The sequence below is a fragment of the Paraburkholderia sediminicola genome, assembly GCF_046026855.1.
Taxonomy (GTDB): Bacteria; Pseudomonadota; Gammaproteobacteria; order Burkholderiales; family Burkholderiaceae; genus Paraburkholderia; species Paraburkholderia sediminicola_A.
In genome coordinates this window covers 183,185-197,077 of sequence record NZ_JAQQET010000005.1, presented here as the reverse complement: position 1 = coordinate 197,077, position 13,893 = coordinate 183,185, and the positions used below count along the sequence as shown (strand labels likewise).

Here is a 13,893-nt window from a genome sequence, read left to right as displayed (position 1 = left end):
ACCGGTGGTCGGAAAAATCCAATCGCAGTGATTACGCCTGTCGATGAATGGTGCGCTGCAAAAAACAATTTAAATTGTATTGGCGCATAAACGCCTTATTGAAACGCGCGTGCGATTCTGGCGAATAGCCCATTCCTTGCGATCCATTCCGCGTAGGCACGATAGTCGGGATCGTTCATCAGATGCCGTTCCTCGGTTTTGGCGCGCAGGAAATACAGCAGGTTCACGGCCAGGAGTGCGGCGCAGTGCGTGACCGCTGGTCGCCAGCCCAATGGTTCGATGAACGGGACCGCGACCATCCAGTACGACAGATTCTTCGCGATATAGGCGGGATGTTTGGTGAAGCGGTAGGGACCCGAGGTGATGATGCCGCGATTGGTCAGGTTCGAAAACCGCAGGCCGAACGAGATCGTCGAGAGCGCGTAGCACAACAGTAACGCGACGATCGCTGTGCCCCAGATCACTCTGATAACTGGGAATGAAGTGAGCCAGTTGTCCCAGAACATCGAGCCTTCGTAATGAATGTACTGGTTCGAGATCAACGACCAGAACGGCTGATAACAGATCAGTGCGACCAGCCAGCCGAGCGTGGTCGGCTCGGCGCTGCGCACGTGACTGTCGAGTATGCGCAGCGTGCACAGGTAGCCGACCGTGCCGAACATCAGGTCCATCGCGAACGACAGGTCGTACATGAACCTGAACGTCGCGAGAGAAAAGGGTGCGTCCAGCGCGCTGTTCAGTGAGGCAGTGAGATGATCCGCATTGGTCGAGAGATAAACGATCATCAGCGGAAGGAAGAACGCCTTCACCATCCAGCCGGCCAGCATTTCCCGCACGGGTCGCCAATTCGCGGGACGCTCGCCGCGAAACAGCAGACGTGCCCACAGCAGGTATGCGTCGTCGACTTCGCGCTGATGCCGGTCCATCCACATAAAGTAGAACGGCGCCGCGACGATCACATAGGGCGCGAGTGTGTTGATCAGCGACCAGAAGGGGTTGTAGAACGCTCCGTGATACTCGGGCAACAACCAGTAGAGCAGACCGATGCCGGCATACACGGAGGCCAGTGCGGCGAGGCGCAAACCGACGCGCGCAGTGCTCAGCGGTCGCACCGCGCTGCCGGCAAGACCGGCGCTCGGGCGCAAATAGACGCGCGCGACGAATAGTTCGTAGACAGCAATGGTCGCGATGATCGCGAGACTGGCCGCAGTGCTGCGGGCCGCGCCGTCCAGCGCGGTGCTGTTGCGCAGCAGCCAGAGCGTGAGAAGACCGGCGGTGATGCCGAGCAGGCCGACCGAAAATGGTGTTGCCGAACGCGGACGCATATCTTGTACGTGCGCTACGGTATCGAAGGTGGAGTTCATGTCATCCTCGTATTCATGACATTGAAGGCGGCCGGGCTGTTGATTTTTTTGGCCCGGCCGCTGTGCCGAAGTACTGCTGATTCGCCCGCCTTATTTGCTGGGGGCAACCCCGCCAAGCAGGCCGCCGAGAAGATTCGTCACTGGCGTCAGCAGACTCGTGCCGGTTGAACCGCCGCTGGCCGTACCGCCGGTCAGACCCGTCACGAGGCCCGTGACTGGCGCGAGCGGCGAGGTCTTGCCGGTGCCGCCGCCGACAGTCGAGGTCACCGTGGTGAGGAGCCCCGTGATCGGTGCGAGCGGTGATGAGCCTTGGCCCGCTGCGCCGCCCAGTGTCGAAGTCAGCGTGTTGACGAGACCGGTGACCGGTGCAAGCGGACCGCCGGCGCCGGAGGTGCCACCGAGCGAACCCAGGTTGCCGAGCAGTCCGGTGATCGGCGCGAGCGGGTTGCCGCTGCTGCCGCCCGTGCCGCCGAGTGAACCCAGGTTGCCGAGCAGTCCGGTGATCGGCGCGAGCGGGTTACCGCTGCTGCCGCTCGTGCCACCGAGCGAACCGAGGTTGCCGAGCAATCCGGTGATCGGTGCGAGCGGGTTACCGCTGCTGCCTGTGCCGCCGAGCGATCCGAGATTGCCGAGCAGTCCGGTCAGCGGCGGGATGGAGATGGGACCGGTGCCCGTGCCGCCGAGGCCGCCGAGCAGGCCCGTGATCGGACCGAGCGGATTGGTGGTCGCGCCAGTGAACAGTCCACCGGTGCTGGTCACGGTCTTGCCCAACTGACTGACCACTCCGCCGACGTCTTTGCCCACCTGATCGCCGGTCGCGCCCGATACTTTCAGGCCGGCCGCGTCGAGTCCGTTACCAATCGTGCTGAGCAGGCTGTTGAGCGGCCCGCCCAGACCCGTGGCGTTGCCGATGGTTTGCGTCGTGTTCGAGACGGTGGTGGTGATCGGGTTGATCGCCGTGCTGAGTTGCGTCTCGAGTTGCTGGACCGGCCCACTGGTGAGGACCTTGTTCAATCCCGAGCCCACGGCGATGACCCCACTGCCCACGCCACCGACGACACTGCCCAAAGTCGTCGTCACAGGAGCGAGCGGTGCGAGCGGCCCGCTGCCGAGGCTCGACACCACACCGCCGACCGCCTTGACGGCGGCGCCGGCATCGGAGACGACGCCAGACGTGGAGGTCAGGGTCGGTCCAAGCGGATTGGTCGAGCTGCCCAGGGTGCCCAGGCCAGCGGCGGTGCCGTTGCCGAGGACCTTGACGCCATTGCCGAGGTCGGTGATCGCGGTGCCGAGATCGGCCGTCGTTGCGCCGTTGAGGCCCGGCACCGACGTGCCGGTGATCTTCGAGCCCGTATCGGCGACTGTCGTGCCGACGGCTGTGATGAGGTTGCCGCCCTGAGTGACGACGTTGCCGATCGGGGTGGAGGAGGTGCCTGAGGTGCCTGAGGTGCCCGACGTACCGGAAGTACCCGACGTACCGGAAGTACCCGACGTACCGGAAGTACCCGAAGTACCGGAAGTACCCGAAGTACCGGAAGTACCCGAAGTACCGGAAGTACCCGAAGTGCCTGACGTACCGGAAGTGCCCGACGTACCGGAAGTGCCCGACGTACCGGAAGTGCCCGACGTACCGGAAGTGCCCGAAGTACCGGAAGTGCCCGACGTACCGGAAGTGCCCGAAGTACCGGAAGTGCCCGAAGTACCCGAAGTACCCGAAGTGCCAGACGTACCGGAAGTGCCAGACGTACCGGAAGTGCCCGACGTACCGGAAGTGCCCGAAGTACCGGAAGTGCCCGAAGTACCCGAAGTGCCTGACGTACCGGAAGTGCCAGACGTACCGGAAGTGCCCGACGTACCGGAAGTGCCAGACGTACCCGAAGTACCCGAAGTGCCCGAAGTGCCCGAAGTGCCCGACGTACCCGACGTACCCGACGTACCCGACGTACCCGACGTACCCGACGTACCCGACGTACCGGAAGTGCCCGAAGTACCCGACGTACCCGACGTACCCGACGTACCGGAAGTGCCCGAAGTACCTGACGTACCCGAAGTACCGGAAGTACCCGACGTACCCGAAGTACCGGAAGTACCGGAAGTACCCGAAGTACCGGAAGTACCGGAAGTACCGGAAGTACCTGACGTACCGGAAGTGCCCGAGGTACCAGACGTACCCGAGCTACCGCCCGACGTACCGGAAGTACCCGAACTACCGCCGGAAGTACCCGACGTGCCAGAAGTGCCTATGGCCCCGGAAGTCCCGGAAGTCCCACTGAGTCCGCCCCCACCAAGTCCGCTACCGGGGGTGTTGAGACTGGATCCGCAACCGTAAAGCGCGAGTAATGTAGACGTCGCTACAGCGATGGCTGTCCGACCAGCGAAATTTTGCATGATGTCCCCGTTGAACGACTATTGATGGGGGCAACGTTGCAAGTTGTGCGCCAAATACGAGTTATAGCGTCGTCTCGACGTTTAAACGCATAAGTGTTTAAAAAAATTTAAAAATAGAGAACTTATGGCGTCAAAAACACGATTTCGCCTAAAACGGCCACGCCATGTTCCGCGCGCGTGTTACGTAACGCGCCGCTTGGCTGTAACGGCGCGGAGCCGCCGCGAAACACCGCAGCGACCCCCGCACTTACTGATGCCTCGCGCTGATTAAAACGCAGCGGTATAGATCGCCAACGCGTCGGCCTCAGTAACGGGCCGGGGGTTATTCACCAGAAGCCGCGTTTGTAACATCGCGTCGCTCGCCATCCGTTCGAGCCCGCTGCGTTCGATGCCGACATCGCGCAACCGGGCCGGAATGGCAGTCGTGGCAATCATCTGTTCGAGCCGCTCGATCAACGCCAGCGTTTTGCTTTCGGCGCTGCCCGTGATGCCCGGCACGATCACTTCCGCGAGCTCAGCGTACAGATGCGCCGCCGCCTCAGCATTGAATCGCAACACGTGCGGCAGCACGAGCGCATTCGAAAGACCATGCGGGACGTGATAAATGCCGCCGATCGGATAGGCGAGCGCGTGCACTGCGGCCACCGGCGAATTGGCGAACGCCTGGCCGGCGAATGCTGCGCCGAGCAGCATCGCTTCGCGCGCCGTGCGGTTCTGGCCGTTCTCGCACGCGGGCAACAGATTGCGCGACAGGAGTTCGAGCGCCTTCACCGCCAGCATGTCGGACACCGGGTTTTTCAGATGTGCGGAGGTGTACGCCTCGATCGCATGAACCATTGCGTCGACGCCGGTTGCCGCCGTTGCGGCAGTAGGCAGCCCGAGCGTGAGTTCCGCGTCGAGAATCGCCAGATCGGCGACCAGTTGCGGCGCGACCACGCCCATCTTTTTCGCCTCGCCCACCGTCACGATCGACACGGCCGTGACTTCGGAGCCGGTGCCCGCGGTGGTGGGCATCTGCACGAGCGGCAAGCGCGACACCGTGACCTTGTTCACGCCGTACATCTCGGTGAGTGCCTGCTCCCGTTGCGGAGCCAGCACGGCGATCAGCTTCGCCACGTCCATCGACGAACCGCCGCCGAGTCCCAGCACAATCTCGGCGCCGGCCTCACGTGCCCACGACGTCGCTTCGAGCACGATGTGCTCGGGCGGATCGGCGATCACGTCGTCGATGACGGTGGCAGTCCAGCCGTGCGCCGCGAGATCGGCGAGCGCGGGATTCAGCAGCCCACTCTTGTGAAGAAAACCGTCGGTCACCACGCACAGGCGTGTGAGCGACGGAAACTGCGCGCGCAACAAAGCGCCGAGACGGCGCGCCGCGCCGAATTCGACGACCATGGTCGGCACGGTTTGAAACCGGAATGCGTTCATCATGTTGCGTCCCCAGACACCATGTGGCTCGAGACTTCGCGCCGGTCGAGAAGAGGAATGATGGTGCCGAAGCCGAGGCGTTGGAAGTGCGGCGTATCGCGATGCGCCGCAAGGCCATCGGCGTCGCTGTACTTCTCCAGAATCACGAAGTGGTCAGCGTCGAGCGGCGAGCGGAAGAATTCGTAGTAGAGATTCCTGGGTTCAGCGCGGGTCGCCGCCGCGAGTTCCGTGAGGGGCTTCACGATCGCGTCGCCGTTGCCGGGTTTGGCGAAATAATGTGCGATCACCTGCAGGTAAGCATTAGCCATCGATGACTCCAACAAGATGGGACCTTCAACGTTCAGGATCCAGATTCCACAATTCGCTGTCGCTGGTGGATACCGCGACGGCGCCGTTCTTCAGCGCATCGAATACGTCGCCCTTATTGCAGACGAAGCCCGAGGCGACGATCGGCGGCAAAGCCTTGCGGTCTTGCGCGGACAGACGCGAGAGCATCGGCGCAGGCATCAGTTGTACCAGATTCGGATCGCTTTGCTCCAGTGCCTTCACGCTGCGCGGCCAGGTTGAGCGGTCCGTCACGAACACTTTCTGCATCGTGACAAGACCGGCCCGATTGCCGCGCTGGATCGTGGCCACCCGGGTCGAGACGAGGCTGGTGACGCCGATGTCCGCCAGATACTCCACGCCGCCTTTGTCCTGCGAAAGCCCATCGCAGCTGTCGATATTGACGATGACATACTTGCCGGCTTTCGTCAGGGCCGCGACCACCGGGTGCAGTTTGCGCAATTCGACATTCGCGACGATCGAGATTTCAGCGGCGCTTTTCAGAAAAATGTCGATCTGCTCGATGCCGAAGAGCGTCGCAATGACCGGGTGGCGCGTGAGGCGCGCCCCAAGTGACTTGTCCATATGATTACTGCTTCGCGTCTTGAGCTTGCTCGTCAGTCAGGCCAAGCTTGCCGGGATTGAGAATGTTCTTCGGGTCGAGCGTGCGCTTGACTGCCTGTAGAACCGGGAATGCGCTACCGAGTGATTCGCTCATATACGGTGCGCGCAACAGGCCGACGCCGTGATGGTGGCTCAACGCTGCATTGTATTTGATGAGCACGGCGTTGGCGGCATCCCACGCCGCGCGATACCACGTCGCGCGATGCTCGACTTCGACTTCGCCGCGCAACGAGAAATACAGACACGCGCCGTCCACATACGCATGCGACTGGTGCGCGGAACCGGCCAACGTGCCGGGCACTGCGTTGATTGCGGCCACCACGTCGGTGTAGATGCCCGGCAGATCTTTCCACGGGCCGACCATTTCCAGCGTATCGGCGACAAAGCCTGGGCTGCGTTTAAAACCTTCTGCACTCTTGCCGGTGAGGTAACGCGTGTCGAGCCACTTCTCGAAGATCACCTTATCGTCCAGCTGCTCGCCGAGTTCCTTGCACACGCGTTCGCTAATCGTCAGCACGGCCTCGACCATTTCGCGTGGACCTTCGTCGGCGATCAGCAGCACGTTCGATTCCGGCAGGCCGAATTGCACGCCGCTTTCGAGTTCATCGTAGAGACGCAAGGCCGCCGGATTCGCACCTTGTTGCATGATCTGGCGGCTGGCTTCCAGGCCGATCGCGAAGGTCTTGAAGCCATACGCGATCGCACGGCCGTAATCCGGCAGACGATGCAGCTTCAGACGCACACGCACGATCACGCCGAGCGTGCCTTCCGAACCGATGAAAAGCTGCAGCAGATCGGGGCCGACGGCGGCGCGCGAATAGCCGCCCACGCTGATCAGGCTGCCGTCGGCGAGCACCACGTCCATGCCGAACACCATGTCTTCGATCTTGCCGTAGCGCGTCGAGAGCTGACCCGCGCCGCGGCATGCCACCCATCCGCCGACCGTGCTGATCGCGTACGAAGAGGGCCAGTGACCCATCGTCATACCGTAGTCCCGCTGGATCGTCTCTTCGAAGATGTCGCCGAACATGCCGGCTTCGACTTCGACGATCTGGCTTTCCTTATCGAAGCCCACCAGGCGGTTCAGCTCACACACATCCAGCACGATGCCGCCGCGCACGGGCAGTGCCGCGCCGGTCACATTGCTGCGTCCCGCGGATACGGTCACGGGAATCGCTGCTGCGTGGGCGATACGCATGACCGCTTGAATCTGCTCGACCTTCGAGACGCGCACGATCACGGCGTGCGGCGTGGCCGGCTTGCCGGCGGTTTCGGTCACCATCGAGGCGGCCCACCAGTCGCGCGTCCATGCGACGACATCGGGCGCGAGCGTCAGGACTTCGTCGGCTACGGCGCGCAGCGCGTCGACATGTTGCGCGCTAACCTTGACCGGATCGCGTTGCAGACCGGCCTCACCGGTCGTGTCCTTGATCGTGGCGGCGTAAGCCGGCGGAGTATGCGCGCCGACGATATAGTTGCCGCGGTTATAGCCACGCTTGATTGCTTCCTTGCTGATCATTCAGTTTCTCCCATAAGAACAGACTTTTCATGTTCGATGGCGGCGACGTAGTCGCTCACCTGCTTTGCGACGACCGCCTCGGACAAGCCGAGCTCCGTCTGTAAAATTTCACCCACCCGCGCGGCGGCGCGTGCCGATGCATCTCGTGCCATCAGGCGTGCGCGGATGCGGCGCGACAGCACGTCATCCACGTTGCTCGCGAGTTCGTGTCTGATGGCGTAAAGCACTTCCGCTTCGGTGTACGGCAGGCCTTCGACGATCGGCTTCAGCAAGCTCGCATCGCTTTCGAGAATGTCGGTGACGAAACGCGCTTCCGTGCCGTAGCGTTCTCCTAATTGAGCGGACAAGCCACCCGACGCGACGATCGCTTGCGAGTCGTAGCCCGCCGCACCGAGCAGATACGCCGACTTCGTACGGCATTTCGCGCGTTTGCCGATTACCTTCTGGGCGGCGTCGATGGTCTGTTCGGCCATGTGCCGCGAGGTCGTGAGCTTTCCGCCCACGATCGTGACGAGCCCATCCGGCGCGGTATGAATCTCGTGATTGCGCTTCATTTCCAGCGTCTTTCCGCCAGCCGGCCCAACCAGCGGCCGGCAACCGGCGATGCTGCCCACCACGTCTTCCGCTTGCAGATCGGTCTTCAAGGCGGAGCGCGCGCCTTCGATCAGGAAGTCGAGTTCCTGGCGCGTGCAACAGACGTCGTCGAGATCGCCGCGATAGTCTTCGTCGGTGGTGCCGAGATAGGACACGTTGCCCCAGCGCGTGATCGTCGCGCGGCGGCTGCGGCCCGGCACAGGAATCGTCACCGTGCAGTCGTTGCGAATCTTCAGCCACGGAATCGCAACGTGGACGCCTTTCGCGGGACGGATTTGCAAGGCCGCAGGATCGTCTTTCCTGCGGCCGTTCCAGTCGCGCAACCAGACGCCGGTGGCCATCACCACCACGCCGCCGCGCACGCGAATCTCGCGCTCGTCCGCATGCACGATCACGCCGTCGACACTGCCGTGCCCGTCGCGTGTGATCTCGACGACCTTCGCATGATTGACGACGGCCGCGCCATGAAACGCCGCCGTGCGCGCGAGATTCAACGTGAGGCGTGCATCGTCGACGCGCGCATCGAAATACATGAAGCCGCCGGTGAGATTCTCTTCGTTGAAGGTGGGGCAGTGCGATAGCACTTCCGCCTTGCTCAGCTTCTGATGCAGGATGCCTTCACGCCAGCCACCGGCAATGTCATAGGTCCACAGCAGACTTTCGAAGGCTTTGGCGAGGCGCTTGTCGAATACACCGTCTTTCTCCATGACGGGGAACAGGAATGGCAAGCGTTGCACCAGGTGCCGTGCGTTTCTGCGCAGACGCTGCCGTTCGAGCAACGAGTGACGCACCAGCCCAAGATTGCCTTGCTCGATATAGCGCAGGCCGCCGTGCACCATCTTCGACGACTTCGACGATGTGCCCGAAGCGAAATCGCTCTTTTCCAGCAGTGCCACACGATAGCCACGCAAGCTCGCGTCGAGTGCCGCGTAGGCGCCGGTTACGCCGCCGCCCACGATCACGATGTCGAATGTTTCGCTGCCGAGCCGGTCGAGTTGCTCGTCGCGCACCATGCGCAAGGGCTCGGTGCCGGTCATCTCAGCGCGTTCTTTCGAGGCCTTTCTCGATGGAATAAACAACATGTGTATCAGTCCCCCCGACTGTTATCGAATGCGCTTGCGTGGGCGAGCTCCGCCTCGACCCTTGCATGCCACGAGGCGCGCCGCTTCGCGCGTGCCCCGGATTCCGCCGACGGTTCGAACACCGCTTCAGTGACGGTAGTGGTGCGCGCGTGCTGCAGCGAATCCCACAGCAAGCCCGACGACCCCGCGAGAAACGCGGCGCCACGCAGGCTGGCTCGATTGCTCTCATGCATGCGGCGCACTGGCATGCCGCTCAGATCGGCTTGAATTTGCAGCAGCGTGTCGCTGCTCGACAGCCCGCCGCCGACCACCAGTTCGGTGGCTTCGACGTCCGCGATCGCCTGATTCGCGTCGATGCACAACGCGACCGAGTGGGCGATGCCTTCAAGAATCGCGTAGGCGATGTCGGCTTGCGTCGTGGCGATGGAAATACCGCAGAGAGAAGCGCGTGCGTTTGGCTGCAATTGCGGCACGCGCAACCCGGTCAAGGCAGGTAGGAAAGTCACGCCGCGCGGCGAGTTCACCGTCGCGGCGAGGGCGCTGATCTGCGCGGGATTGTCGAACCAGTGCAATTTCTCGCAGATCCAGTTCAGCGCCGATCCGGTGGTCGCGACGAAAGTTTCGAGCGAGTAGTGCGAGACATTGTGCTGACGGCGTGCGGTCATCGTCAGCGTGCCTTCATGCGAGGTCTCCGTGGTAGGCGGAATCTGCATGCCCACCAGCAGATCGACGAAGCTGCCGGTGCCATGCACGCACATCGACTGGCCGCGATCGAGGCAGCCGAGGCCCACCGCGCCTGCCAGCTGATCGCCAGCACAGGCGAGAATCGGTACGTCGATGCCTAGTACCTCGCGGCGGGTTCGACCGAATTCATCGGCATCCTGACGAAGTTCTGGCAGGAGTGCCTGCGGGAAACCAAGGGCGTCGATCCAGTCGAGGAAATAGCGGTGGTCGGCAAGTAGATACGCACTCGCCGAGGTCGCGTTGGTCGGCGTCGTCACGCGAATGCGCTCGTTGGACAGATGCCAGAGCAGCCACGTGTCGACGGTGCCGAACGCGAGGCGGCGCTCGCGATGTGCGAGGATCACAGAGGGCGTCGTTTGCAGGTGATGGGCAGCCCACAGGTAAGGCGAGCGCACGCCGGCAGGGCGTCCCACGCGTTCTATCAGCGTGCTGTCCCACTTCGCGGCCAGCCGGTCCAGTTCGCTTGCGTGGCGCGTGTCCTGCCAGACCATCGCGGGCACCAGCGCGCGGCCGGTGTGGGTGTCCCACAGCACGGCGGTGGCGCGTTGTGTCGTGATGGCCAGCGCGACCACGTTCAACTTCTCGCTGGCCGCGCGTGTTAGCGTCTCGCGGCACACGGCGATGGTTTTCTCAAGAATGGTGTTCGCGTCCTGCTCGACGACGCCCGGCCGCGGGCTGTCGACACTGAGCGGCAGGTACTCCAGACAGGAGACCTGTCCGTCAGCGCCGACGACTGCCGCGCGCGTGCCGGACGTTCCTTCGTCGATCGCAAGAATAACGTTTTGATTACGGGTCATCGCTGGGATTTCTCGATTGCCGGGTTCATGAAGACGGGTGCTTCCTCTGCATCGCTTTTGAATTGCGGCGCATCGGGTTCGTTGTCTGGCGTGATGGAGGTGCGCGTCGGGTCCCACTTGATGACGAAGCAGATCACGCTCGCCACCAGAGGCACGATCGCCAGAATCAGGAATGTTTTGTCGAGCCCGTAGTGCTCACGGAACAGCGGGAATACCAGCAGACCCAGCGCGGCGCCGATCGAACCCAGCGCGCCGATCACGCCGTTGGCGCCAGCGCGAATCTCACTGCGAAACGACAGCGAAGAAAGACTCTTGCCGTTCGCGCCAGGACCCGAAGAGTGAAACAGAATGAACAGCGACGGCACGATGACCGCGAGCCACAGTGGCATCTTCGAGCCGAACAGGCCGAGTACCAGCAGCATCACGAAGACTGCGGCGAAGCCGAATGCGGATGCGCGCCGCAAGCCGAATCTTTTGCCGATGGCCGGCGACATGAAGCCGCCGACGATGCCAAACACGTTGAACAGCAGCGCGCCAAGCGTTGCGTAGACGAAATCCTTGCCGAACAACGCGGCGCTGATCAACGGCAGATACCAGCCGATCGCGAAGTATTGAATGGATTGGCCGACCTGAACGGTGGCGGCGAGCAGGGTGCGTGGCAAATAGATGCCGCGAAAGATCAGTGCGACGTTCGCGAGCCCACGTGTGGCCTGATTCAGCACCGGCACGCGTTCTTCGACCGGCGCGGCGGAGAAGGTGCGTCCGTAGATGCGGCTCATCGCGGTGGCGGTTTCCACGAGACGTTCCTTGCGAGCCAGCCAGATGGGACTCTCGACCAGAAACACCAGTTGCAGTATGAGGATCGCGATGCCGAACAAGGCGGTCGCCGCCACCGAATAACGCCAGATCGAATCGCCCACGTGCCACGATTGAAAGAGCAGGGCGAGCAGCAGGTTGGAGCAGACGGCGGTGTACCACATGCCCTGCCACGCATTGAGGCGGCTCTTCAGCTTGACCGGCGTGAACTCGGCGAGCATCGCCATGGCAATCGCGAAGTCGATGCCGTACGCCATGCCGACAAAGAAGCGGCCCGCCAGAATGACTTCGAAACCCGGTGCGAATACCACCAGCACCGCGCCGATCACCGCGAGAAATTTGGCCAGCACTAAAGGACGGATGCGCCCCCAGCGATCGGCCATCCAGCCGCCGATCGGGTTAAAGGCGATGGCGACCCAGGACGCAAACGACGTCATGAGCGCAATTTGAGGCGCGCCGAGATGGAGATCTCGCGTCATGGGCCCGAGGCCCGCGCTCAAAGCAGAATTGGAAAATGCGTCCAGAAACAGGCCACCGAGTGCAAGCCACCAGATAACGCCGGCTCGACCGGGAATGCCTGAACATGAGTCGATGAATGAAATGACATCGTCGATGCCACGAATCTTAATCGCGATCGTTTGCACAATCGGTCTCCTTTAGTTTTTCTGTAAGAGGCCGGTGCTGTTCGCGGTGCAAATCGCGGATGTGTTCCGCTAAGGCGTAAGAGACCATCTTACAGATAGTCTCTTATCTAGATCTGCAGGCAAACTTTATGATGCGTCGTGGAAAGTGTCAAGCGCTGTGAGAGAGAGAATCGAGCGAGGCGGGTTGAGGCAGGGCAGGGATTTCCACTATTGCGCGGCTGTTCCCTGTTTTGAATTGAAAAGAAAAAGATATGGATACCTAATGTAATTTCGTGGCCGCCTGAACTGGACGATACGGTGCGGGGCACCGAGCACCGAGCACCGAGCACCGACCCCTGAGTCCCTGTCTTTTCAGCCGCCAGCCCGCGGGCGCCTGATTCATCAGTCGAAACTATCGGAAATGTAAGGTTATTCCAAATCTTGATTGAGAATGATTCGCGTTTACGTTAGATTGACGCTCTTCCTTGAGAAATACGGAGCGAATCTATGGCCGAGGTGCTCATCCGGCGGGAGCCTTCAACAGCGATACCGATGTCTGTTTTCAGCGCCGGCGTCGCCTGTCCTCCGGTTCCGCGGCGGGCGCGCACCGAATCCCGTTCTGTCGATTGGGAAAAGGGCACGCTGCTCGACGTGCTGATCGACAACCGGCCGATGCTTGTCAATCTGGCGCGCGGCTTTGTGGGTTGCGCGAGTCTCGCGGAAGACGTGGTGCATGACGTCTTTATCAAACTGGTCGATTTCCCGGCTCAGGATGCCGTGCGGCAACCCGTCGCCTACGTGACTCGCATGGTGCGCAATGCGTCGATCGACGCGTTCCGCCGCCAGAGCCTCGAGAACACCTATCACGCTGACGAAGACGACGGCTTGCATGTGCCTTCGCCGGAGCCTTCGCCGGAAGCGGCGCTGCTCGTGCGCGACACGCTGCGGCATGTTTACAACGCGCTCGAGCAATTACCGCCGCGCAGCCGCGCGGCGTTCGAGATGGTGCGCTTGCGCGAGGAAACGCTGCAAAGCACGGCGCGCGCGCTCGACGTCTCGCAAACGCTCGTGCATTTCATGGTACGCGACGCCGAAAAGCATTGCGCCGACTGCCTCGACGCCTGCAATCGCGGCGTGGCCGGTCCCGCCTTCTGTAGCGGCCGCGCCCGCCGACGGTAAAAAAGCGCGCGCATCAAACGTCAATTGAGTAGAGGCGGTGGGCGAGCGAGATGCCGCCGCCGCTGTTCCGGGGCAGTCCATCAGCAGTCTGCTGAGGCAGCTTTGACCCTTCATCGACTGAGCCATTCATCATGACGCAAGCACAGCAAACCCCTTCCGCCGCAGCAGGCGAGGCGGACGATCTCGTCTATACGGTCGTCATCAATGACGAAGAGCAGTACTCGATCTGGCCGACCTTCCGCGCCGTGCCGGCCGGCTGGCGCGAAGTGGGTGTCAGCGGCCCGAAGGTCGCCTGCCTCGCGCATATCGAGTCCGTGTGGACCGATATGCGTCCGGCCAGCTTGCGCCGTCACATGGACGAGGCCGCCTCGAAGGCGAGCGCAGCGTAATCGGGCCGGCCTGGACAAGCCC

The 13,893-nt window shown here is 62.3% G+C and carries 11 protein-coding genes; 2 read left to right on the top strand and 9 right to left on the bottom strand.

The window, feature by feature from the left end:
• Positions 1–95: 95 nt before the first annotated feature.
• The 9 genes from PQR40_RS07650 to PQR40_RS07605 all read right to left on the bottom strand — a co-directional run bounded on the left by PQR40_RS07650 (position 96) and on the right by PQR40_RS07605 (position 12,324).
• Positions 96–1,364 carry an isoprenylcysteine carboxylmethyltransferase family protein gene (locus tag PQR40_RS07650; protein WP_408391563.1) on the bottom strand — a complete coding sequence of 423 codons (1,269 nt, stop codon included), beginning with the start codon at positions 1,362–1,364 and terminating at the stop codon, positions 96–98.
• Between the two features lie 90 nt (positions 1,365–1,454).
• Positions 1,455–3,752 (bottom strand): collagen-like triple helix repeat-containing protein, encoded by a 2,298-nt coding sequence (locus PQR40_RS39065; RefSeq protein ID WP_459252656.1) that lies wholly within the window; start codon positions 3,750–3,752, stop codon positions 1,455–1,457.
• A 267-nt stretch (positions 3,753–4,019) separates the two neighbouring features.
• Positions 4,020–5,180, bottom strand: a complete 1,161-nt coding sequence (locus PQR40_RS07635) for an iron-containing alcohol dehydrogenase (protein ID WP_408233390.1) — start codon at positions 5,178–5,180, stop codon at positions 4,020–4,022.
• On the bottom strand, positions 5,180–5,488 hold the full coding sequence (locus tag PQR40_RS07630; RefSeq protein ID WP_408390432.1) for a putative quinol monooxygenase: 309 nt from the start codon (positions 5,486–5,488) through the stop codon (positions 5,180–5,182). The genes PQR40_RS07635 and PQR40_RS07630 overlap by 1 nt, the downstream gene beginning before the upstream one ends.
• A gap of 25 nt (positions 5,489–5,513) precedes the next feature.
• Positions 5,514–6,089 (bottom strand): glycerol-3-phosphate responsive antiterminator, encoded by a 576-nt coding sequence (locus PQR40_RS07625; protein WP_408508692.1) that lies wholly within the window; start codon positions 6,087–6,089, stop codon positions 5,514–5,516.
• A 4-nt stretch (positions 6,090–6,093) separates the two neighbouring features.
• The gene (locus PQR40_RS07620; RefSeq protein WP_408508691.1) at positions 6,094–7,647 is read right to left on the bottom strand and encodes an FAD-binding oxidoreductase; all 1,554 of its coding nucleotides are present in this window, start codon (positions 7,645–7,647) and stop codon (positions 6,094–6,096) included.
• Positions 7,644–9,323, bottom strand: a complete 1,680-nt coding sequence (locus tag PQR40_RS07615) for a glycerol-3-phosphate dehydrogenase/oxidase (protein ID WP_408390425.1) — start codon at positions 9,321–9,323, stop codon at positions 7,644–7,646. The genes PQR40_RS07620 and PQR40_RS07615 overlap by 4 nt, the downstream gene beginning before the upstream one ends.
• 5 nt (positions 9,324–9,328) lie before the next feature.
• A complete protein-coding gene (locus PQR40_RS07610) occupies positions 9,329–10,864 on the bottom strand; it encodes an FGGY family carbohydrate kinase (RefSeq protein ID WP_408390423.1) in 1,536 nt (511 codons plus the stop codon).
• Positions 10,861–12,324: an MFS transporter gene (locus PQR40_RS07605; RefSeq protein ID WP_408390421.1), complete on the bottom strand. Its 1,464-nt coding sequence runs from the start codon at positions 12,322–12,324 to the stop codon at positions 10,861–10,863. The genes PQR40_RS07610 and PQR40_RS07605 overlap by 4 nt, the downstream gene beginning before the upstream one ends.
• 486 nt (positions 12,325–12,810) lie before the next feature.
• Here PQR40_RS07605 and PQR40_RS07600 point away from each other — a divergent pair, with 486 nt between their 5' ends.
• Both PQR40_RS07600 and PQR40_RS07595 read left to right on the top strand, forming a co-directional pair.
• Positions 12,811–13,482, top strand: coding sequence for an RNA polymerase factor sigma-70 (locus PQR40_RS07600; protein ID WP_408390418.1), 672 nt, complete (start codon positions 12,811–12,813; stop codon positions 13,480–13,482).
• A 131-nt stretch (positions 13,483–13,613) separates the two neighbouring features.
• Positions 13,614–13,871 carry an MbtH family protein gene (locus PQR40_RS07595; protein ID WP_408233114.1) on the top strand — a complete coding sequence of 86 codons (258 nt, stop codon included), beginning with the start codon at positions 13,614–13,616 and terminating at the stop codon, positions 13,869–13,871.
• The last annotated feature ends 22 nt before the right edge of the window (positions 13,872–13,893 follow it).